The sequence below is a fragment of the Acidobacteriota bacterium genome, assembly GCA_040756905.1.
In the GTDB taxonomy this organism is placed as follows: domain Bacteria; phylum Acidobacteriota; class Aminicenantia; order JBFLYD01; family JBFLYD01; genus JBFLYD01.
The window spans coordinates 1-22215 of record JBFLYD010000054.1; the positions used below are offsets into that span (position 1 = coordinate 1).

20 protein-coding genes are annotated in these 22215 nt (G+C 34.8%); 10 read left to right on the plus strand and 10 right to left on the minus strand.

All coding sequences use genetic code 11. The features are described from left to right. Positions 1-116: 116 nt before the first annotated feature. Both AB1410_09065 and xerA read right to left on the minus strand, forming a co-directional pair. Positions 117-1757: a VWA domain-containing protein gene (locus AB1410_09065; GenBank protein MEW6456843.1), complete on the minus strand. Its 1641-nt coding sequence runs from the start codon at positions 1755-1757 to the stop codon at positions 117-119. Positions 1758-1994: 237 nt separating this feature from the next. After that, positions 1995-3110 carry a site-specific tyrosine recombinase/integron integrase gene (xerA, locus tag AB1410_09070; protein ID MEW6456844.1) on the minus strand — a complete coding sequence of 372 codons (1116 nt, stop codon included), beginning with the start codon at positions 3108-3110 and terminating at the stop codon, positions 1995-1997. Between the two features lie 545 nt (positions 3111-3655). On the opposite strand from xerA, the gene AB1410_09075 reads away from it, so the two are divergent. The 7 genes from AB1410_09075 (at position 3656) to AB1410_09105 (ending at position 10816) form a co-directional block, all read left to right on the plus strand. Continuing rightward, the gene (locus AB1410_09075) at positions 3656-4708 is read left to right on the plus strand and encodes a hydroxymethylglutaryl-CoA synthase (protein MEW6456845.1); all 1053 of its coding nucleotides are present in this window, start codon (positions 3656-3658) and stop codon (positions 4706-4708) included. Between the two features lie 10 nt (positions 4709-4718). Beyond that, entirely contained in the window at positions 4719-5867 is a 1149-nt protein-coding gene (locus AB1410_09080) for a thiolase domain-containing protein (protein MEW6456846.1), read from the plus strand. A gap of 11 nt (positions 5868-5878) precedes the next feature. Next, positions 5879-6268, plus strand: a complete 390-nt coding sequence (locus tag AB1410_09085) for a Zn-ribbon domain-containing OB-fold protein (GenBank protein ID MEW6456847.1) — start codon at positions 5879-5881, stop codon at positions 6266-6268. After that, on the plus strand, positions 6269-7876 hold the full coding sequence (locus AB1410_09090) for a carboxyl transferase domain-containing protein (GenBank protein MEW6456848.1): 1608 nt from the start codon (positions 6269-6271) through the stop codon (positions 7874-7876). It begins immediately after the preceding gene. A gap of 88 nt (positions 7877-7964) precedes the next feature. After that, the gene (locus tag AB1410_09095) at positions 7965-8768 is read left to right on the plus strand and encodes an enoyl-CoA hydratase/isomerase family protein (protein ID MEW6456849.1); all 804 of its coding nucleotides are present in this window, start codon (positions 7965-7967) and stop codon (positions 8766-8768) included. A 32-nt stretch (positions 8769-8800) separates the two neighbouring features. Further along, on the plus strand, positions 8801-10315 hold the full coding sequence (accC, locus tag AB1410_09100; GenBank protein MEW6456850.1) for an acetyl-CoA carboxylase biotin carboxylase subunit: 1515 nt from the start codon (positions 8801-8803) through the stop codon (positions 10313-10315). Beyond that, on the plus strand, positions 10316-10816 hold the full coding sequence (locus AB1410_09105) for a biotin/lipoyl-containing protein (protein ID MEW6456851.1): 501 nt from the start codon (positions 10316-10318) through the stop codon (positions 10814-10816). It begins immediately after the preceding gene. 15 nt (positions 10817-10831) lie between these two features. Here the strand turns inward: AB1410_09105 and AB1410_09110 are convergent, their stop codons facing one another. The 5 genes from AB1410_09110 to murJ all read right to left on the minus strand — a co-directional run bounded on the left by AB1410_09110 (position 10832) and on the right by murJ (position 15838). After that, positions 10832-11602, minus strand: a complete 771-nt coding sequence (locus AB1410_09110) for a GGDEF domain-containing protein (GenBank protein ID MEW6456852.1) — start codon at positions 11600-11602, stop codon at positions 10832-10834. A gap of 59 nt (positions 11603-11661) precedes the next feature. After that, on the minus strand, positions 11662-12729 hold the full coding sequence (mnmA, locus tag AB1410_09115) for a tRNA 2-thiouridine(34) synthase MnmA (protein MEW6456853.1): 1068 nt from the start codon (positions 12727-12729) through the stop codon (positions 11662-11664). Positions 12730-13151: 422 nt separating this feature from the next. Next, positions 13152-13814 (minus strand): nitroreductase, encoded by a 663-nt coding sequence (locus AB1410_09120; protein ID MEW6456854.1) that lies wholly within the window; start codon positions 13812-13814, stop codon positions 13152-13154. Then, positions 13815-14261, minus strand: a complete 447-nt coding sequence (gene dtd / locus AB1410_09125) for a D-aminoacyl-tRNA deacylase (GenBank protein ID MEW6456855.1) — start codon at positions 14259-14261, stop codon at positions 13815-13817. After that, positions 14258-15838 carry a murein biosynthesis integral membrane protein MurJ gene (gene murJ, locus AB1410_09130; protein ID MEW6456856.1) on the minus strand — a complete coding sequence of 527 codons (1581 nt, stop codon included), beginning with the start codon at positions 15836-15838 and terminating at the stop codon, positions 14258-14260. The genes dtd and murJ overlap by 4 nt, the downstream gene beginning before the upstream one ends. 39 nt (positions 15839-15877) lie before the next feature. Here murJ and rpsT point away from each other — a divergent pair, with 39 nt between their 5' ends. Beyond that, a complete protein-coding gene (gene rpsT, locus AB1410_09135) occupies positions 15878-16150 on the plus strand; it encodes a 30S ribosomal protein S20 (protein ID MEW6456857.1) in 273 nt (90 codons plus the stop codon). Between the two features lie 96 nt (positions 16151-16246). On the opposite strand, the gene holA is transcribed toward rpsT, so the two are convergent. The 3 genes from holA to leuS are packed head-to-tail and all read right to left on the minus strand — an operon-like array spanning position 16247 to position 20274. After that, on the minus strand, positions 16247-17257 hold the full coding sequence (holA, locus tag AB1410_09140; protein MEW6456858.1) for a DNA polymerase III subunit delta: 1011 nt from the start codon (positions 17255-17257) through the stop codon (positions 16247-16249). Positions 17258-17275: 18 nt separating this feature from the next. Beyond that, a complete protein-coding gene (gene lptE, locus AB1410_09145; protein ID MEW6456859.1) occupies positions 17276-17794 on the minus strand; it encodes an LPS assembly lipoprotein LptE in 519 nt (172 codons plus the stop codon). Positions 17795-17799: 5 nt separating this feature from the next. After that, positions 17800-20274 (minus strand): leucine--tRNA ligase, encoded by a 2475-nt coding sequence (gene leuS, locus AB1410_09150; GenBank protein ID MEW6456860.1) that lies wholly within the window; start codon positions 20272-20274, stop codon positions 17800-17802. A gap of 106 nt (positions 20275-20380) precedes the next feature. Here leuS and AB1410_09155 point away from each other — a divergent pair, with 106 nt between their 5' ends. Then, positions 20381-21640 (plus strand): hypothetical protein, encoded by a 1260-nt coding sequence (locus AB1410_09155; GenBank protein MEW6456861.1) that lies wholly within the window; start codon positions 20381-20383, stop codon positions 21638-21640. Between the two features lie 8 nt (positions 21641-21648). Continuing rightward, positions 21649-22215, plus strand: a complete 567-nt coding sequence (gene efp / locus AB1410_09160) for an elongation factor P (protein MEW6456862.1) — start codon at positions 21649-21651, stop codon at positions 22213-22215.

Sequence of the window (22215 nt, forward strand, 5' to 3'; positions counted from 1 at the left end):
ATAAAGATATTAATTTCAGTGTATACATTTAAATTGATTGGTTTCCGTCTTTAACATATTGATATTGCTGGAAAAAAATTGTGTAGCCACACATTTGCAAGGTTTTCTTAATAAAGTCACGCTAGGTTATTTTTGATATACACGTTGCCCTTGCCATCAGAGATTAAAATAACAGTAGGGATTGCATCGTTCTCTTTTTTAGCAATCTCAAATGACTTATAAAGTGCAGGTGTGAGCGGTGTTCTACCCCCTGTGGGAAGATTTTCCAAGGAGTGTTCTACCTTAATAAAATCTGATGTGGGTGGTACCAAAACCTGAGCATCATTGCCCCGAAATGTCAAAAGGGCAACCCTGTTTTTCTTTTCATAAGATTGCTTGAGCAAGAGCCACGCAAGTGTCTTAGCGAACCTTATCTTTCTTTCTATTCTCATGGAAGACGATGAGTCAAGTAGAATAATGTAGAGCGCCTCACCCTTGCTTACCCTTACTTTCTCCATGAGATGCTCCGGTAAGACTTCTAACTTCCCAGTTTCTCTAATAGTCTTTCTCAAAGTGGCATCGATTGCTATGCTTTTTGGATTTTCGCTTTCCCTTGCTCTGACGCATAATCCTTTTTTCCCCTCTATTTTTGGAAAATCCCTTCCCTGCCCAGAACTAGTTGCGTCAAATTTTAATATGTCTCTCTTTTTCTCAGCGTCTTTTTCAAAATCAGATACTTCCTCTTTTGTCCTTCCCTGTAAAATGGTCTCTATCGTTTCTCTTGTTGGCGTTGCTCCTTTTTCAAATGGTTTCTGTCGCATCCTATGAGAAAGCGCTAATAGAGCAGCTTCTTTGATATCATCTTCTGTTACATAATTTCTTCCGCTTAATCCCACAAGTGCTTTTGCGGTCTTTTCCATTACAATATCTGCACGATGTGTTTTAATTCCGAGAGATGTCGTTATTTCAACAATCTTCTCGACCATGTTCTGGGAAATATTGATTTGTGGGATTAGCTGGGCATTAACTATGTGCTTCCTTAATGTTTCCTTCTCATCATTGAATTTTTCCTCAAATTTCCATGGATCAGAATCAAACATCCTGCGGTATTCCATCACCTTGAGCCTATCCTCTTTTGAAGATAATGCATTTACTTCCACACATAGCCCGAAGCGATCCAATATCTGTGGTCTCAGTTCGCCCTCCTCTGGATTCATTGTACCAATGAGGATAAAACGTGCTGGGTGATAAAGAGATATACCTTCCCTTTCTACAATATTGACTCCCATGGCGGCAGCGTCCAAAAGAATATTAACAAGATGATCATCAAGTAAATTTACTTCATCAATGTAGAGTATATTTCTGTTGGCTCTCGCTAAAATGCCCGGCTCTAATGCCTTTATGCCTTCTTTGAGTGCTCGTTTGATGTCAATTGCTCCAACCACCATATCTTCTGTTGCAGATAAAGGCATATCAACAATTTCCATCTTCCTTTCAACCCATGGTAGATTTCCATCCCTTTCGTATCGCTCCTGACAAGATTTGCACATCAGTTTTAAATCCTCAGGATGACAGTTGAAAGGACAATCTTTAACAACCCTTATTTGTGGTAACAGATCCGCTAATGCACGCACAGCAGTAGATTTTCCAGTACCTTTGTCTCCTTTAATTAAAACACCACCGATACTCGGGTCTATAGCATTAATTAGCAATGCTTTTTTCATCAGGTCTTGGCCAACTATTGCAGTAAATGGGAACATTACGAATTTGTGGTGCATATTTAATCTCCTTTAATCTCCGTATTACTTTTTTATTTTTCGTGTTACCCTTAAAGAACATCAACCTAAAAAACTTTCTCATAAACCGCCGAGCCCAATGTCATATAACTTGTTCATAGACGAACTGGTTCGTTTATACTCCCAAAATAGGAGGATAGACGAATTATTTCGTTTATACCAACTCTAGCGGAATAACCAGAAAATCCTTTATTCCTGACGATTTTTGTCACTTATCACCTACTTTTTCAGATTTAAGTTGTCTAATGGGCTCCTTATTCTTCTTATGCTTTTTGTACTGACATGAGTGTAAATTTCTGTCGTCTTGCTGTTTTTGTGTCCAAGTATTTCCTGAATATATCTTAAATCAGTCCCGCTCTCTAGTAAATGGGTGGCAAAGCTATGTCTTAAGGTATGCACTGAAATATCTTTCTTTATTCCAGCCTTTTCACAAGCATGCTCTAATATCTTCTGAACCGCTCTTATTGAAATATGCCTATCCACCTTCGCACCCTCAAATAACCACTTTTGAGGTCTGTATTCTTTCCAGTATTCTCTTAAAGTCTGTAACGCCGTTTCCGAAAGCATTGCATATCTGTCTTTTCGTCCCTTTGAACCTTTAATATGTATTAGCATTCTTTCACTATCAATGTCTTCCATTTTTAATTTTACCACTTCTCCTACTCTTAATCCAGCAGAATAGACGAGCATCAGGATTACTTTGTGCTTGATGTTATCTACTGATAATAGGATTTCTGCAACCTCTTCTTTGTTTAAAACTATTGGCAGTTTTTTATCTTTACGTGGTCTCTTAATTTCGTATGGAAATTTTTTCTTGAGCATTGTGCCATAATAAAATTTCAGAGCATTAATTGCTTGGTTCAGTGTAGAGGTTGCTGCTTCTTTTTCTTCTACAAGATAAACAAGATAGTCTTTTATTTCTTTATCAGTGATGTCAGAGAGTTTCTTGCCAGTAAAGGCAAGAAAATCTCTATTGTAATAGATGTAAGCTTTTACTGTCTTATAACTGTATTTCCTTGATACAAGTTCTCTTCTTAATTCTTCAAAGTTGTATAATGAGTTTGGAATAGTGGCTAGCTTGCTTACTGGAGAGAGTTTAACTTGTAATTCAGGGTCTAAATAAATTTTTTCACACTCGAAAACTTTTAAAATCTTTTCTAAAGTTCCATCTGAATTTGGAAAGCTCCAATGCTTTTCCTCTGGATGCCATCTATATCCTTGAATGGTTTTGACTTTCTCTATCAAAAAGGGATTATAAGGAAGGACTAAAGCGATTCTTTTTTGAAGCGGAAAAATTCTGAGAACTGATTCCTTCTTTTCTTCGCCTTTCCTCATGTTTTTTTTAATCCTTTAATTTAAACTAATACCTTTTTCTCTCACTGTCAAGTACAGGTCGAATGTTAGCCGAATGTTGTGCCATCAGTCTTATTTATCCCGCTTGAGCCTGAGCAAAACCAGAAACAGCGCAGAACCGATTACAAGCATGTTCCCAAAAAGCGCCACAGGATCTTGAGGAATCCGAAACTGCAAGTTAAGGATTGCGTCTCCTAAGGATCTGGCTCGAACCGCAACAAGGCTGATCCCAAAAAAGATCCCCCCGAAACCAGCCCACATCAACCAACTTTGCTTCATCTTCATGCTTGATTTCCTCCATACAGAAAATAGCTATTTTTCAGGTATTACTTTTTTATAATAAGTCCTTAGTAATTTCTAATTTTTCCATTGTTTTCAAATTATACAAAATTTTTCATGGAAAGCAAATGAAAGATTGGAGGTCTAAATGGAAGAAAATTCAACTATCTTGACTTAAAAAGGCTGTTAAGATATTGTTAATTCTAAAATAATTTTAATACTTCAAAATAACATAAAGGAGATCCAAAATGATTGGAATCATAGGATATGGGTCATATTTGCCAAGATTAAGAATTAAAACAGAAACAATTGCAAAACAATGGGGAGCTGACCCTGAATCAATTCAAAGAGGCCTCCTTCTTTATGAAAAAACAGTACCAAATCATGATGAAGATACAATTACAATCTCAGTAGAAGCTTCAAAAAATGCCTTAAAAAGGGCTGAAATCGACCCTAAAGAAATAGGAGCAGTTTACATTGGTTCTGAATCCCATCCCTATGTTGTAAAACCTTCAGGGACAGTTGTTGCTGAAGCTTTAGGAATTACTCCTGATGTTCACATTGCTGATTATGAATTTGCATGCAAAGCTGGAACTGAGGCCATGTTTGTCTGTTATAGTCTTGTTAAAGCAGGAGTCATAAAGTATGGACTGGCAATCGGATCAGATACTTCCCAGGGAGCTCCAGGAGATGCTCTTGAATATTCTGCCTCTGCAGGGGGGTCTGCATTCATCTTTGGAGCTAATGACAATAAAGTAATAGCTGAGGTTGTAGAAACATTCTCTTACTCAACCGATACGCCTGATTTCTGGAGAAGAGAGTATGAATTCTATCCCCGTCATGGAGGAAGGTTCACAGGCGAGCCTGCTTATTTTAAGCATATCATAAACGCTGGAAAAGAGATAATGAAGAAAGCTGGATTGTCTGCAAAAGATATTAATTATGCAGTCTTTCACATGCCAAATGGAAAATTTCCCCAGCAAGCAGGAAAAGCCCTTGGATTCACAATGGAGCAGATTCAACCGGGATGGATAGTACCTTACATGGGAAACACTTATTCCGGATCCTCTCCAACAGGTCTTTCAGCAATTCTTGATATAGCTAAACCAGGGGAACTAATTTTAATCGTTTCTTTCGGCTCAGGCGCAGGCTCAGATGCATTTATATTCAGAGTAAGAGAAAGAATTAATGAAGTAAGAAATAATTGTGTGACTGTAAAAGAAATGCTCGATCAAAATAAAATTTATGTGGATTACGGCACTTACGCTAAACTCAGAAACAAAATAATCATGAATGGATAGGAGAATCAACATGAGAGAAGTCGCAATAATAGGTGCTGGATTAACTAAATTTGGAGAATTGTGGGATAAATCCATAAGAGATATTTTTGTTGAAGCAGCTCTTTCAGCAATAAAAGATGCTGGAGTAGATCATGTGGATTCAATTATAGTAGGAAACATGTCAGGCGGGCTGTTTGTTGAACAGGAACACATTGGAGCATTAATGGCTGATTATTTAGGACAAAATCCTGTTCCAGCTTATAGGGTTGAATCTGCTTGTGCTTCAGGAGGGGTTGCTTTGATGCAAGGCTTAAGAGAAATAGCATCCGGACTCTCAGACATCGTTCTTGTTGGTGGAGTCGAGAAAATGACAGATGCTGAAGATATCACATTTGCATTAGCTACAGCTGCAGATCAGGAATACGAAGTTTACCATGGAATCACCTTTCCAGGATTCTATGCTATGATTGCAAACGCCCATATGAAAAGATATGGAACCACAAGAAAACAGATGGCAATGGTTGCAGTAAAAAATCATAAAAATGGGTCATTGAACCCATATGCCCAATTTCAATCGGAAATAACTTTAGACACAGTTTTAAATTCAACTCTTGTAGCAGACCCGTTAAGGCTTATGGATTGTTCTCCTGTTACTGATGGAGCTGCTGCATTGGTACTCTGCTCTGGCGATATAGCAAGAAAACATAAAAATTCCTCCGTAAAGATAATTGGTTCTTCAATGACAACAGATACTTTAGCTCTCCATTTAAGAGAAGATGTCACATCTTTAAAATCAGTCAACTTATCAGCAAAGAAAGCATACAAAATGGCTGAAATTACTCCAGAAGAAGTTTCCGTTGCAGAGGTTCATGATTGCTTTACGATAGCTGAAATTGTGATAATGGAAGAACTTGGCTTTGTGGAGAAAGGGAAAGGAGGAAAGTTCATTGAAGATGGATACACAGCTCTCGAAGGAAAAATTCCTGTAAATACTTCTGGAGGATTAAAAGCAAAAGGCCATCCTGTTGGAGCAACTGGAGTTGCTCAGGCAGTTGAAATTTTCTTTCAGCTTACAGGAAGAGCGGGAAAAAGGCAGATAAAGAATGCAAAAATAGGACTAACGCAGAACATGGGCGGTTCAGGTGCAAGTTCAGTTGTTCACATATTTAAACCTTATTAAGGAGGATAAAGATGAGCATACCAAAATACTGGAGAGAAATCCCTCAGAGGTATCGGCTGGAAGCTTTAAAATGTAAAAAATGTGGAAAAATCTTTTTTCCTCCCAGGCTCATATGCTCCAACTGCAAGACTCAGGAGTTTGAAAATATAAGATTAAAAGAGGAAGGAAAAATTGTGACCTATACAATAATAAGAGTTCCTCCAAAACAGTTCAATGGTCAAGCTCCTTATCCAGTGGCAATTGTTGAGCTTGATGATGGAGTAAGGATTATGGGTCAGATAACCGATGCCAATCCAGAAGAAATTGAGATCGGAAAAAAAGTCAGGGTAGTTTTCAGAAAAATTCAGGAACAGGGTCATGCTGGAATCATAAATTATGGTTATAAGTTTATTTTAAAATAAATGTATAAAATAGAAACTAAAATAAACACAAAAAGTCCAGAGTTTAAAGAAAATTTTGAACACATGAAATCTTTTGTTGAAGAATACAAAAGGAGACTTGAAGAGGTAAAGAAAGGCGGTCCGCCTGAAGCAATAGAAAAACATAAATCCCGGGGAAAATTAACGGCAAGAGAAAGATTGGATTTACTTTTTGATCCAAACACGCCTTTTCTTGAATTTTCCACTTTAGCCGCCTACGGAATGTACGACAATGAAGCTCCATCTGCAGGGATCATAACAGGGGTTGGAGTTGTCCATGGAAGAGAAGTCTTAGTAGTAGCAAATGATGCCACTGTCAAAGGAGGAACATACTATCCTGAAACGATAAAAAAACATGTAAGGGCTCAAGAAATTGCAATGGAGAATAGACTTCCCTGTATTTACCTGGTTGATTCAGGCGGAATCAACCTTCCCTATCAATCTGGAACTTTTGCTGATAAAGAATATTTCGGGAGGATATTCTACAATCAGGCCCGAATGTCTGCCATGGGAATCCCTCAAATCTCCATAGTCCTTGGTTTCTGTACTGCAGGTGGCGCCTATGTTCCTGCCATGAGTGATGAAACAGTTATCGTGAAAGAGCAAGGTACTATATACATTGGTGGACCACCTCTTGTTAAAGCTGCAACCGGAGAAGAAGTAACAGAAGAAGAACTTGGAGGAGCAGATGTCCACTGTCGAATTTCAGGTGTATCGGATCATTATGCTCTAAACGATGAGCACGCAATTGAAATAACAAGAAACATAGTTAAGAACCTTGGTGCTAATAAAAAAACAGAGCTTGAAATAGATGAACCAGAAGAGCCTGCATATGACCCGGAAGAAATCTACGGAATCATCCCAAAAGATCTCAAGAAGCCGTTTGATATGCACGAAATAATAGCAAGAATTGTTGATGGAAGCAAGTTTCATGAATTCAAAGAGCTATACGGCCCAACCCTTGTATGCGGATTTGCAAGAATAATGGGACATCCTGTAGGAATAGTTGCTAACAATGGAGTTTTATTCTCTGAAAGCTCCCAAAAAGGAGCTCATTTTGTATCGATGTGTTCAGTCAGGAAAATACCTTTAATATTCCTCCAGAACATAACTGGCTTTATCGTGGGAAAACAATACGAACATGGAGGAATCGCCAAAGATGGAGCAAAGATGGTCCATGCAGTGGCTAATGCTAATGTTCCAAAATTTACTTTAATAATAGGAGGCTCTTATGGAGCTGGAAATTATGCAATGGCAGGAAGAGCATATGCTCCAAGGCTTTTATGGATGTGGCCCAATGCAAAGATATGTGTGATGGGAGGAGAACAGGCTGCTAACACTCTACTCAGTGTAAGGATGGCTGCCCTTGCAAAGAAAGGAATTGGGATGAGTAAGGAAGAACAGGAAAAGTTTAAAGAGCCTATCTTAAAAAAGTATGAAAATGAAAGCAGTGCCTATTTTTCAACCGCCAGAATCTGGGATGATGGAATACTTGACCCACTCGATACTCGAAATGCCCTTGCTTTAGGAATCTCAATGAGTTTGAATGCACCGATTCCAGACCATAAATTCGGCGTGTTCAGGATGTAAATAATGGGGATGAAACCATGCCCGCTCAGCATTCCTGACGTTTTTTTCAGCTACCTTCCCTGCTCAGTTTTTTTATAGAAGAAATAAGGTGGAAAAGAAAAATCTGGAAACAGTAAAGTTCATTCAAGAAAATAGCCTTGCTAAAGTAATTTTAAATAGGCCCGAAGTTCATAATGCTTTCAATGAAGTAATGATCCAGGAGCTTCTTGATGTCTTTGATTACATAAAAAAAATGGAGGAGATAAGGGTGGTAATTCTTACTGGACAAGGTAAATCTTTTTGCTCTGGAGCAGATTTGAACTGGATGAAGAAAATGAAGGAATTTAGCTACAAAGAGAATTTTAACGATGCACTGAAACTTGCAGAACTTCTTTATAACATCTATTCTCATCCAAAGCCTACGATAGTAAAAGTAAATGGAGCTGCAATTGGAGGAGGCACCGGACTTGTTTCTGTCTGTGATATTGCAGTTGCTTCAGAAAAATCTATATTTGGCTTAAGTGAAGTTAAAATTGGGCTTATTCCAGCAGTTATATCTCCTTATTTAATCAGAAGATGCGGAGAAGGTAAAATAAAAGAATTCTTCCTTACAGGAGAAAGAATAGATGCATTTAAGGCAAAAGAAATAAATCTTATAAATTATGTGGTCAAAGAAGAGCAACTGGAAGAATTCTGCAATCAGAAAATTAATCAATTACTCTCAAGTGGACCAAGAGCCATTGAGCATACAAAAAAAGCATTTGTTGACATACCTCAATTGAAATGGGACGAAATTAAAAATTATACTGCTGAGGTGATAGCAAAGTTGAGAATAAGTGAAGAAGGTCAGGAAGGTCTCAGCTCATACATAGAAAAAAGGAAACCTTATTGGAACAAGTCAAATAAAAGTTAAGCTGCTCATTATTATGGTATAATAATGTTTAAATGGGAATAATAAAAAAAATATTAATAGCTAACCGGGGGGAAATAGCAGTAAGAGTAATAAGAGCGTGCGGGGAACTTTCAATTAAAAGTGTTGCGATATTTTCTGAAGTTGATAAATCCTCCCTCCATGTTCAGATGGCAGATGAAGCAATATTGATCGGCCCACCCTCACCTTTAGAAAGCTATCTGAACATAGAAAAAATAATCGAAACTGCAAAAAAAGCTGGTTGCAATGCGATTCATCCTGGATACGGTTTTTTAGCAGAAAATTATAATTTCGTAAAAAGATGTGAGGAAGAAAGAATTATTTTTATCGGACCAAATTCTAAGGCTATGAAACTTGTTGGAAGCAAGCTGGAGTCAAGAAATACAATGAAAAAAGCTGGAATCCCTATTATCCCCGGGATGAACCAAACTGGTAAAAGTATGGAGAATTTTAAAAAATTTGCTCAAAAAATAGGGTACCCAGTGCTGATAAAAGCCTCAGGTGGAGGTGGTGGAAAGGGGATGAAAATTGTAAAAAGGGAACAAGAGCTCATACCAAACATAGAATCAGCTATCAGAGAATCTAAATCTGCCTTCGGCGATGAATCTGTTTATTTAGAAAAATACATTGAAGAGCCGAGACATGTAGAATTCCAGGTTTTAGCTGATAATTTCGGAAATGCAATTCATCTGTATGAAAGAGAATGTTCAATACAGAGAAGATATCAGAAACTAATAGAGGAAACTCCTTCTACCGCCCTTGACGATGAACTGAGAACGAAGATGGGTGAAATCGCAATAAAAGTAATAAAAGTATCAGGTTACACAAATGCTGGAACAGTTGAATTTCTTTTAGATAAAAATAAAAATTTTTATTTCTTGGAGGTAAACGCTCGAATCCAGGTTGAACATCCAGTGACTGAATTGGTCACAGGAATTGACCTGGTAAAACAGCAAATAATGATAGCTAATAATGAAAAAATTTCCATAAAACAGGAAGATATATCGCAGAAAGGGCATTCAATCGAGTGTAGAATTTATGCCGAAGACCCTGAAAATAATTTCACTCCATCTCCAGGAAAAATATTGTATCTTAAAGAACCAGCAGGTCCAGGGATAAGAGTTGATTCAGGAATCTATTCAGGCTATGAAGTTTCTCCTTACTATGATCCGATACTGTCTAAACTTATTGTCTTGGGTGAAAATAGAAATAGCACAATTGAAAGGATGAAAAATGCATTATCTGAATATATTGTATTTGGAATAAAAACCACAATTCCTTTTCTTTATGATGTAATCCAGCATAAAGATTTTATTCATGGGGAAACTTACACTAATTTTATCGATAAAAATATGAAAGAGTGGGGTCTTTTAACGAAAAAAAAAGAATACACCGATCAAGCACTTATTGCAGCGGCAATCATTTCAATGAATAAATTTCCTAAAAAGAAAACCATTTCTAAAGAATCTGGATTTTTATCACCTTGGCAGATGATTGGACATTGGCGCATAGGAGAAGGATATAAATAAATGGAGTATGAATTTCTCTTTGAAGAAAAAGATTGCAAAATAAAACATTTAAAAAGAGGAAATGAAAGTGTATTTCAGATTAATGATAAATCTTATAGTGTTCAATATGATTTAATTTCAGAAAATTTTTTACTCCTTAAAATTGAAAATAAAATTTACAAAGTATATTTTGCTGAAAATGAAGATATTAGATATATTAACGTCAATGGAGAATTTTTTATACTCAGACAGAAAGAAAAAGGGCTTAAAAAATTACCAAAAGAAGAAAAATTAGCAGAAGATCAAACAATATGCGCCCCAATGCCAGGAAATATAGTCAAGATTAATGTAAAAGAAGGTGAAACTGTTGAAAAAAATCAATCTTTAATTATCCTGGAAGCAATGAAAATGGAGAATATACTTGTATCTCCTATAAAAGGTAAAGTAGAAAGAATTTATGTATCTTCCAGTCAGCTTGTGAATGCAAACCAGCCCCTCCTTGAAATTAAATCTTTTTCCTGAGTCTGTTTCAAAATATTATAAAAATGTGACCTGATTCCCGTCTCTTTTTTTCGAAATGTCTAATGCCTCATTAGCTCTCAGAAGAAATTGGTCGGTATTTAAAATTAACTCAGACAGAGATGTTAGACCAAAGCTCAAGGTAATTTTAATCTCATTTCTATTTATAGTAAAAATAGTATCCTGGGCTTTTTTTCTTATTCTTTCCACCATTTGAACTGCATTCTCACCATCTGTTTGAGGCAATATTAAAAGAAAAGTTTGTCCACCAAATCTTCCAATGATGTCAGTTTCTCTGCAGAAATACTGAATTATCTCGTTTACACCTTTAAGTATTCCATCCCCAACTTTTTGACCGTAAGTATCATTTATAAATTTAAAATTATCTATGTAGGCAAGAATTATTGAAAGCGGTATTCTATATCTTTTCGATCTTTTCATCTCTTCTTCCAGTTTTTGAAGAATAAATTTCCTGTTATAGATAGGTAGTAATGAATCACTTATTGAATGAAATTCAGACAATTTTCTTATCTCTTCTAACTGAAATTCAGCTTCTCTCAATTTTTTATAAAGATCAGAAACCTTTGAATCTTTCTCTTCTTTTACAGTGTTCTTTACATTTTCTATCAAATATAAATATCCTGTAAACATTGCAAGGAGATTTAGAATTATCATTAAAATAACAATTTTGAAATCGAATACTTTTATAAGGGAATAGAATAATAAAATTAAAATGAAAGAAATAAATATAAACATTAACAAAAATGCTACTCCAATCCTTCTTTTCATTATTACTGGTAATTCTAATTTAAAAAAATATATTTTGTAAAGTAAAATTTATACTTTAGTCAATCCTTCGATATCCATCCACCACCGATTAACTTGTTCCCTTCGTAAATAACGGCTGCCTGACCTGGTGTTGGTGCTCTTACTTTCTTGATAAAAGTTATTTTCATCTTATTTTCGGAATCCATCTCAACATACGCCATTTCGCCTTGATGCTTATATCTTATCTTCACTTCGAATAATCTTTCTCTCTTAAAATACTCAGGTTCTACAAAAATGTTTATGTTTTCCACATAAATATTGTCCTTCAATAAATCTTCTCCTTCTCCTACTATCACTGTATTTTTATGTTCATCAAGAGAAACAACGTAAAGAGGCTTTCCATATGAAATCCCAAGACCCTTTCTCTGTCCGATTGTAAAATTAAAAATTCCATTGTGTTCTCCGAGAATCTTCCCATTTACATGAACAATCAATCCCTTTTTTTCTTCTGCTCTCGAATAGTTTTTTACAAAATCCTTGTAATTGCGGTCTACAAAACAAATTTCCTGGCTTTCATTCTTTTTATAAACACTCAACCCATTTTCTCTTGCAATCTCTCTAACTTCATTCTTTTTCAGGGTTCCCAATGGAAAAATAATTTTATTCAATGTCTTCTTTTTTATGGGGAAAAGAACATATGATTGATCCTTTTCAGTATCAGCTCCTTTATAAATAAACAGATGGTCTCTTTCTTTTTTTAATTGAGCATAATGCCCGGTTGCTAAAAAATCCGCATCGAATACAGAAAGCTTATCTAACAAAAATTCAAATTTTATGTATTGATTGCAGAGAATGCATGGATTCGGAGTGTAACCATTTAGATAATCAGAGACAAACTTTTCGATTATATATTCTTTGAATTCAGTCTCGAAATCGAGGACATAGTGAGATATTTTTAACTTATTTGCTACTAAATTCGCATCTGAGACATCAAGAGCATTACAACATCTCCTTTTACTTTCATCTCTGTTATAAAAATTCCCTATCCTGTAGGAAACACCAATTACATCATATCCTTCCTTTTTCAATATGGCAGCGGCGGTTGAACTATCTACGCCACCGCTCATTGCAACCAGAACCCTTTTCATCTCTTCTAATTATAATTCTTTTCTTCTAATAATCAAAATTGCTTATTATTGTGCTGTCCCATAAATATCTTCAATTACAAACAACTTCCATGAAGCACAATGAAGGGTTATAGGGAAGGAACTTCCCCATGTCTGGGGGTGCTCAGCGAAGCGTCCAGGGAGAGGCTTTCTCCCATAGGGAAAGTTCATGTCACAATAATATAACGAAAGGCATTTAAGTGACATGACATTAAGTGTGCTTTGCCATATGACTTTTCAAAGAAAAATTATTTATATCAAAGCACACTGAAGGGGTATGGGGAAGGTATCTTCCCCATGTCTGGGGGGTGCTCAGCGAAGCGTCTAAGGGGGGCTTGCCCCCATAGGGAAAGTGTCATGTCACAATAATATAACAAAAGGCATTTAAGTGACATGACACTATGCTAATCAACCCACCTAACAATCTCAGAGAGATCAACCCTGAAACTTCTATATTGATTTATTATGGCATCCCAGTCCGGATAACCAAGAGATATGCCAATTACTATTCTTTTATTTTCAGGAATATCGAGAAATTTTCTTATCTCATCAGGGTAGTAAACTACAGAAGCCTGAGGACATGAATAAATTCCAAAATTTAGAGAGGCTAACATTAAAGTCTGGCTGAATAATCCCATATCAAATATTGACCAGAGTGGCAAAGACTTATCTTGAACCAGAAAGATAATTACTGGCGCTTCAAAAAATAAATAATTTCTTAATCTCAATTCCCTTTTTTTCTGAACTTCTTCTGCTCCGATTCCCAATAATCTATATCTTCTCAAATTATGCTCATCAACTCTTTTTGAAATATCTTCAGGAAAACTAACTGGGAGAGGGAGATCTGGATTTTTAGGAGCTTCTCTTTCCGCCATTTTATACAAAATTTGGGATAACCCATCCTTCTTTTTTCCTGAAACTACAATAACTTCCCATGGCTGAGAATTTTGAAACGAAGGACTTTTTAAAGCCAGCTCAAGAATTTTTTCAATTATTTTTTTATCTATTGGGTCATTTCTAAAGGCTCTTATGCTTCTTCGTTCCTTGATAGCTTCTATAATATCCATTTAATTTCTCCTCCTTTCTAAAATAAAGGTAACAGGTCCATCGTTTATTAAATACACATCCATCATTTCTCCGAATATTCCTTTCTCGACTTTAACTCCTTTTTCTTCGAGTTTTCTCTCAAACGTTTCAATCAGTTCCTTTGCCTTAACAGGAGCCTCAGCTCTTTCAAATCCAGGCCTTCTTCCTTTGCCGATAATAGAAGTGATAGTGAACTGGGAGACTACAAGGGCTTCTCCTGAGATATCAAGAAGGGATAAATTCATTCTTTTCACATCATCGGGAAATATTCTGAGATTTGCAACTTTATCTGCTAAATACTCCACCTCCTCCAAGGAATCACCTTTTTCAACACCTACAAACACTAAAATTCCTTTTCCAATTTTTCCTGCAACATTTCCTTTTATCTCTACTTTTGCTTCTTTAACACGCTGAAGAACTATTTTCATAATTTATCTTTTTTTCTGAAGAATTTCATAGCTGATTTTAGTTCATTTCGATTAAAGATGTAAGAAAAAATTGAATAAATTATAATTCCAGATATAATCAAAATAATAAGCTCAAAAACTTTATTGAGAATTGGCTCATCTGGGCTAAATACTCTTCTTTTTACACTCAATAAAAAAACTCCCATAATGATTGAGCTCAAAAAACTCTTCATGCTGACTGAAATTAAATTATTTTTTTCTATTTTTCCTATTTTCTTCTCAAGATATACCCAGAGGAGAAGAAAATTTATAAGACTTGCAATTGAAACAGCAAGAGCAATCCCTCCCTGTTTGAGAGGATCCATTAAAACAAGAGCCAAAACAATGTTAGCCCCAATCGAGATAAAAGATATCTTTACGGGAGTTGCTGTATCTTTCAGTGAATAAAACCCAGGTGCAAGAATTTTCACTCCTGAAATAAAGGGAAGTCCCAAAGAATGAAAAATTAACGCAAATGAAGTCATTTCAGTGGAATTGACGTTGAATATTCCCCTCTGAAAGAGCACACTTATAATCTCATTACTTAGAGCTATGAGTCCAATCGCAGCAGGAAGTGTGATAAAACTTGTCAATTTAATCGAGAACCTAAGGGAATTTTTCATAGAATTAATATCATTTTCTGAAGCCTGCCTTGAAAGAAGAGGCAGCAATGCTGTTGCTAAAGCTATGGAGAATGCTCCGAGAGTTAATTCCATCACTCTATCAGCATAATATAAAGAAGACACAGCTCCTTGAGGAAGCAATGAGGCTATCTGTGAATTTATAAATATATTAATCTGAACTGCACTTGCCCCAAAAATTCCGGGAACCATCAACTTTCCGGTTCTCCTTACATAAGAATCTCCAAAAGAAATTTTCGGACGGAATCTCATACCTATCTTTATTAAAAAAGGAAGTTGAAATAGAAGTTGAAATATTCCTCCCAGCACTACCCCGATTGCAAATGCTGTAGCAGGACTTTTAAATTTATCTAAAAATAATAAAACACTTCCTATTATTGCCAAGTTGAAAAGAACAGGGGTAGAAGCAGGGACAGAAAATATATTATATGAATTAAGAATTCCCATAGCAAGGGCAGATAGGGATATGAAAAGGATATATGGAAACATCAATCTGTTCAGGTAAATTGTTTCTCCCCATTTTCCTGGAATCTGCTTGAATCCATATGCCATTATTTTCACTATCAATGGTGAAAATATTATTCCGATAATCACTATTAATGCTACAATCAAAAGAAGATTCCAGAAAAAAGTATTAGCAAATACCCAGGATTCCTTCCCTTCTTTCTTTTTAGCCTCCGCAAAAACTGGAATGAAGGATGCAGTCATTGCTCCTTCACCTACGATTCTTCTCAGAAGATTTGGAATTCTGTAGGCAATGGTATATGCATCTCCATAAAATCCAGTTCCCAGAAAATAAGCTTGAAGCATGTCTCTAATATATCCAAAAACTCTGCTGATTAATGTAAAAAAGCTAATAGAAAACGTTGATTTAATTAGTGTTTTATGAAAGGATCCACCGTTACCTTGACTTTTCAAATAATTTCCTTTATAAATAAATATTTTCTGGAGGAATGAATGGTACAGCACAAATCAGCTCTAAAAGAATGGAAAAAGAGTTTAAAAAGAAGAATGGTCAACAAGACAAATAAAAGCAAACTAAAGACCCAGATTAAAAAATTTAGAAAAGCTATTGAAGAAAAAAACATTGAAGTTGCAAAAAAATTGTTAAAGCCAACTTTTTCTTTGATAGATAAAACTGTTAAAAAGGGAACCATCCATAAAAATACAGGATCAAGATATAAGTCAAGATTACAGAAATCATTTAATTCTTTAGTATCTACTGAATGACTAATGGGTTCTCCCATAACTATCTTCACAAACAAACAATCTCTCCCAAAGCACACTTCACAAAAGAATAACAAAAGATATTTAAGTGACATGACACTAACTCTTTAATCCAACTTCAATAATATCAATTATCAATTTTTCAATCATAATCTTTGAGGATACCGTTGTCTTCAATTTTATATCAGCTTCAATTAAAAGCTTTTGAATCGCCATTAAATTTTCCATCTCAATCTTTTCGAGCGAATTAAAAAATTTATACTTATTATAGGTAATTCTCAATTCCTTTATTATTTCATCCCGATTGTATCCATTCAATATCATTAACTTTGCTCTGTAATAGTTGTTAAATCCTTTTGATATGTAACTGAATATTTTTAGAAGATCATTTCCATCAAAGATTAATCTATTAAATACTTTTAATGATTTTTCAATATTCTCAGCTAATATCGAATTTGTGAGTTCCCACGCTTCAAAACTTCTTGTTCCTTCAACTAAAGATTCTACATCCTCAACATCAATTCGATCTTTTTTTTCTATAAAGATCAATATCTTTTCAACTTCACTCATCAATTTACAGATATCTTTACCTACTGAATCTATTAGATAATTTAAAGCTTCCATTGAGATATCTTTTTTCTCTTTTGAAATCCTTTCTTTTACCAAAGATTGAATGTCTCCTATCTCAAGGGGTCTCATTTCAAAAAATCTACACCTTTTTTCTAAAATGGAATGCAATTCAGTATCTTTTATCTGTCTGGCTGTAAGATGAGCTTTAAAAACCAGAATTGAAAAATCAGATGGATTGGTTAAATAATCTTTCAGGACAATTTCATCTTCCCTTGAAATTTTCATTTCAGCAGAAGATCCAATGTCAATAACAGCAATTTTTTTTTCAGATTGAAAAAAAGAATATGATGAAAGAAAATTAATAATATCGCTAAAATTATCGTCTTTCAGATTAAATTTTCTAAAATTATACTCGATAAATTCTTTTGATATGAACTTTTCTTTTAAATATTCAATACTTTTCTCAAGTAAAAAAGTTTCGTTTCCAAATAAAAAATAACAGCTCTTCGGCCCTGCCTTTTCTATTTCCTTAATTATCAACAGGTAATTCAAGGGATATCAAAAACCTTCTAAAATTGTACTAACAATACTTTTTGCAAAATCCTGAGAGATTTTATTTATAACCTCTGTTTCAAGGGTGAAAAAATCCATTCCTTCTTTAATATCATACTCATCTCTGAATTGATAATTTGAACTTGCAAAAATTTCTTTTCCTGTCTTGAGATCTTTTAATATTACTTTTGCAGTTATGATAACGCCAAATTTTCTTGCACGAGAATCAGAGCCAAACGCAGTAGGATAAACATTGAATTCAATAATTTCTCCATATAGGGTAGCATCAGACGCTTCTTCAGAGCCGACAACCTGAAAGTTTCCCCTTTTTGCCATTTCATCTGTAACAGAGGATGTCAATATCTGATCTATTTCAAACCTCTGGGTGTTATTTTTAAAGATGGGTATGCAAATTTTTTTTATGTATGGTGGAAGAAAAGCTCCAGTTCCTGACAATCTATATCCACAGTGATACCATAGCACTGTAAACAAGATTATACAAAATAATAAAATCTTTTTTTTCATTCTAATTATTCAGTCACATAATTTATGATTCTATCAGGAATCCACACAATCTTTTTAATCTTTTTGCCATCTAAAAAATTCATTATTCTGGCATTTTTCTCTACCTCATTTCTTATGTCTTTCTCTGAAAGTCCCTGATTTACTTCCATCCTTCCCCTAACTTTTCCATTCACCTGGACAACAACTGTGATTAATTTTTCCACTGTAAATCTTTCCTCATAAGAAGGCCATGATGTAAAGCAGAGGCACTTCTTTTCTCCACTTGCTTCCCACATTTCTTCTGATACATGGGGAGCAAAAGGAGAAAGAAGCAGTATGAGATTTCTTATTGCAAACCTCAAAGAATGTCTTCCTGAAGCTGAATCTCTCAAATTCTCCTCTTCATCCATTAGGCTGTTTAGAAATTCCATCAATTTACTTACCGCTGTGTTAAAATGGAGTCTTTTTTCTAAATTTTCGGTTATGTATTTTATAGTTTTATGAGTTTCCCTTATTATTTTTTTACCTGATTCTTCCATTTCTTCGTAAGAAAACTCCTCTTTTTCTGAAAAAATTTCGATATTTTCAATCACCAATCTCCAAGCTTTGTTCAAAAATCTGTAACATCCCTCGAGAGCCTTACCACTCCATTCCATGTCTTTATCAGGAGGAGAAGAGAACAGAATGTAACTCCTGAGAGTATCAGCTCCATATCTATCAATTATTTCATCGGGAGCAACAACATTTCCTCTTGATTTGGACATGGCAAAACCTCCCAATGTTACCATTCCCTGAGATAAAAGCTTCGGAAATGGTTCATGTATCTTTAACAGGTTTAAATCTCTCAATACTTTTGTGAAGAACCTTGAATATATCAGGTGGAGAATTGCATGTTCAATTCCTCCGATATACATATCCACTGGCATCCAGTAATCCACTTCGCTTATATTAAATAAATATTCCTTCTCTTCAGGAGATATATATCTTAAATAATACCATGAGGAGTCGAAAAAAGTATCCATCGTGTCGGTTTCCCTTCTTGCCTTCCCTCCACATTTATAACATTCTGTGTTTATAAACTTTTCTGACTTTTCTAATGGAGAGCCTCCTTTCTGAGAAAAACTTATATCTTCAGGAAGTAAAACTGGAAGATCCTCATATTTAACTGGAACTATTCCGCATCTCTCACAATAAATTATCGGAATTGGAGTACCCCAGTATCTCTGTCTCGAGATGCCCCAATCCCTTATTTTGTGTGTGATCTGTTCTTTACCCAATTTTTTTTCTTTTAAATATTCGTTCATCGTGTTAATGGCAGAATTTGAATCCATTCCTGAGAATTCTTCTGAATTTATAAGAATTCCCATTCTCTCATCAGCTTCTTCTATGGCATCTTCATCAGAACCATCAGCTTTAATTACTTTTTTTATTTTCAAAGAATATTTTTTTGCAAATTCAAAATCTCTCCTGTCATGAGCTGGAACTGCCATTATAGCACCTGTTCCATATTCCATAAGAACATAATTTGCAATCCAGACTGGAATCTCCTCTCTTGAAAAAGGGTTGATTGCCATCTTTCCTGAAAAAACTCCTTCTTTCTCAATCTCTTCATACGGTTTTTTACTTTTTATTTCCCTTATAATTCTCTCGCACCATCCATAGATTTCATTTGATGCATTTTCTTTTATAATTTTATCCACAAAAGGATGCTCAGGAGAAAGAACGAGAAAAGTCGCTCCATATATAGTATCCAGCCGTGTGGTAAATACAGTAATTTTCTCATTGGAATCTTTAACTGGAAAATCCACAAGAGAACCTTTACTCCTTCCAATCCAGTTCTTCTGCATCGTCAGAACTTTCTCCAGCCAATCTTCCAATAATTCATGTCCAAGATAAAGCTCCTCAGCATAATCGGTGATTTTCAAAAACCATTGTGACAACTCCTTCATCTCAACATCGGACTCACATCTCCAGCACTTTCCATTTATAACCTGCTCATTTGCAAGAACAGTCTCGCATCTAGGGCACCAGTTCACCCATGATTTTTTCTTATATGACAGACCTTTTTCAAACATTTTTAAAAAAATCCACTGATTCCATCTGTAATATTCTGGAGAAGAAGTGTTTATCTCTCTTTCCCATGAATAACTTATTCCAAGTTTTTTTAACTGGTGTTTCATATAAATTATATTTTTCTCTGTCCATTCTTTAGGATGAATTCCATGTTTTATGGCTGCATTTTCTGCTGGAAGCCCAAAAGCATCCCACCCTATCGGATGAAGGACATTAAACCCCCTCATTCTCCTGAATCTCGAAATTACATCACCGATTACATAATTTCTTGCATGTCCCATATGTATTCCCCATCCTGAAGGATATGGAAACATCTCGAGACAATAATATTTGGGTTTTTTCGAATGTTTTTCAGGCTCAAATACTCTTTCTTCTACCCATATTTTCTGCCATTTGGATTCTATCGATTTAAAGTCATATGTCTTCATCTTTTATTAAACAATGATAAACTATCATTTTTGCCTTTATAGGTCAACCGCCTTCTGAAGAATATATACTGGTTTTAATAATTAAAAGAATATATAATTTTTATCGATGATCCATCTCATTTTAAAGAAAACAAAAATTTTATCAGGAGTTTTGTTTCCAACCATTTTTTTTCTTTTCTTCTATTCGGCATATTCTCAAGAATATTCCATCGAAGATATCCAGAAAAGAGTGGAAGATATTGGGAAATTAAGATTCATAAAAGATGTACCTTTCAGGATTTTAGATAAGAAAGAACTGGAAAGTTATTTAAATTTATATTTTTCAAATGAATATCCAGACAAGCTTGCTGATCTTGAACAAAAATTTCTTAAATATTTTGGATTTACCGATAGCTATATTAATCTTAAAGAATTGAGAAAAAGTATTTTGTTGAAAAATGTAGCCGGATTTTATGATGAAAGACCTGATTCAAAAACTCTTTTTGCAGTGAGTTCATCAGAAAAGATAAATTATCTTACTTCCCTTGTCCTCGTCCATGAATTAAGACATGCCATTCAGGATCAGTATTTTAATCTTAATAAATTAATTCCTCCTGTAAGTGATTTTGATGACAGAAAATTTGCAATACTGGCAGCATTAGAAGGAGATGCGACATTCCTTATGGTATCCTATGCAGGACTTGACCCCTCAATAATGAGTTCATTCTCTGAAAGCTCGAACTTTATTGAGGTTGCGTCAAACCTCTCTTCAATAGAATTAAAAAATGCACCTTTAGTATTGAAAAAGCAATTGTTAATGCCCTATCTTGAAGGGCTCAATTTTATCAATTATATATATAAAAAAGGAGGATGGGAAAAGATAAATAAGATATTCTCTAAACCTCCCACCTCATCAGAAGAAATTATTCATCCTGAAAAATATCTAAACAACGATGAAAAACCAAAAAACTTCAACCTAAATGATAAAAAAATTCCAGGATTAAAAAAAATATATTCAGGTGTAATTGGGGAGTTTTACATTCAAACCCTTCTTGAAAAAACTCTTGAAAGAAGCATATCCCGAAATGCTGCAGAAGGATGGAACGGTGACTTCTACTCCATTTTTGAAAATGATAAAAAATATTTAGTGGTATGGAAATCATCATGGGATTCTGAAAAAGATGCAGATGAATTCTTCCTATCAATAAAAGAATTCAGCATTAAAGATAATACGGGTTCAGTTATACTTAATGAAAATGGATCACTACTAATAAAATCTGATTCAGGAAAACCAGAAATCATTTATGTTTATTTGAAAAAAGATAATAATGATGTTGAATTTTTAAAATCCAATGATAAAATTATTATAGAGAGATATATGAAATAGGTGAGAAATTGATAAGTGCAACGCAATTAAGAAAAGGAATGACAATCAGAATAGAAAACGATTTTTTCAAAATTTTAGAGGTAACACATCTAACCCCTGGAAATAAACATGGAATGATAATAACAAAATTGAGAAATCTAAAGGATGGAACATCAATTGAATACAGATTCAGATCAAAAGATGTGGTAGAAAAACCTTACCTTCAAAAAGTAGAAATGGAATATCTCTATAAAATTGATAATATCTATGTTTTTATAAAAAATGATACCTGGGAAGAGATCCATTTATCTGAGGAAATTCTCGGCGAAGCAGTTAATTGTTTAGTCCCTAACGTTAAATTTTATGTTGAGTTGTGGGAAGGAAATCCTGTTGGAATTGAGCCTCCAAAAACAGTGGATTTAAAAGTTGTATCCACTGAGCCAAATCTAAAGGGAGCAACCAAAGCCTCCTCAACAAAACCAGCTACTCTGGAGACAGGGCTGGTAGTTCAAGTTCCTTTTTTTGTTGAAGAGGGCGATGTAGTTAGAATATCTACCGAAGATAATTCTTATCTTGAAAGGTCTGAGATAAAATAA

Coding starts and splice junctions, on each gene's coding strand:
- dtd (MEW6456855.1), bottom strand. CDS start 14,261: ATGAAAATAGTTCTTCAGCGTGTTAAAGAAGCAAAAGTAGAGATAAAA.
- AB1410_09105 (MEW6456851.1), top strand. CDS start 10,316: ATGGAGTATGAATTTCTCTTTGAAGAAAAAGATTGCAAAATAAAACAT.
- lptE (MEW6456859.1), bottom strand. CDS start 17,794: ATGAAAAAAAAGATTTTATTATTTTGTATAATCTTGTTTACAGTGCTA.
- AB1410_09080 (MEW6456846.1), top strand. CDS start 4,719: ATGAGAGAAGTCGCAATAATAGGTGCTGGATTAACTAAATTTGGAGAA.
- rpsT (MEW6456857.1), top strand. CDS start 15,878: ATGGTACAGCACAAATCAGCTCTAAAAGAATGGAAAAAGAGTTTAAAA.
- AB1410_09120 (MEW6456854.1), bottom strand. CDS start 13,814: ATGGATATTATAGAAGCTATCAAGGAACGAAGAAGCATAAGAGCCTTT.
- AB1410_09155 (MEW6456861.1), top strand. CDS start 20,381: ATGATCCATCTCATTTTAAAGAAAACAAAAATTTTATCAGGAGTTTTG.
- AB1410_09090 (MEW6456848.1), top strand. CDS start 6,269: ATGTATAAAATAGAAACTAAAATAAACACAAAAAGTCCAGAGTTTAAA.
- accC (MEW6456850.1), top strand. CDS start 8,801: ATGGGAATAATAAAAAAAATATTAATAGCTAACCGGGGGGAAATAGCA.
- AB1410_09110 (MEW6456852.1), bottom strand. CDS start 11,602: ATGAAAAGAAGGATTGGAGTAGCATTTTTGTTAATGTTTATATTTATT.
- mnmA (MEW6456853.1), bottom strand. CDS start 12,729: ATGAAAAGGGTTCTGGTTGCAATGAGCGGTGGCGTAGATAGTTCAACC.
- AB1410_09085 (MEW6456847.1), top strand. CDS start 5,879: ATGAGCATACCAAAATACTGGAGAGAAATCCCTCAGAGGTATCGGCTG.
- xerA (MEW6456844.1), bottom strand. CDS start 3,110: ATGAGGAAAGGCGAAGAAAAGAAGGAATCAGTTCTCAGAATTTTTCCG.
- AB1410_09065 (MEW6456843.1), bottom strand. CDS start 1,757: ATGCACCACAAATTCGTAATGTTCCCATTTACTGCAATAGTTGGCCAA.
- AB1410_09075 (MEW6456845.1), top strand. CDS start 3,656: ATGATTGGAATCATAGGATATGGGTCATATTTGCCAAGATTAAGAATT.
- leuS (MEW6456860.1), bottom strand. CDS start 20,274: ATGAAGACATATGACTTTAAATCGATAGAATCCAAATGGCAGAAAATA.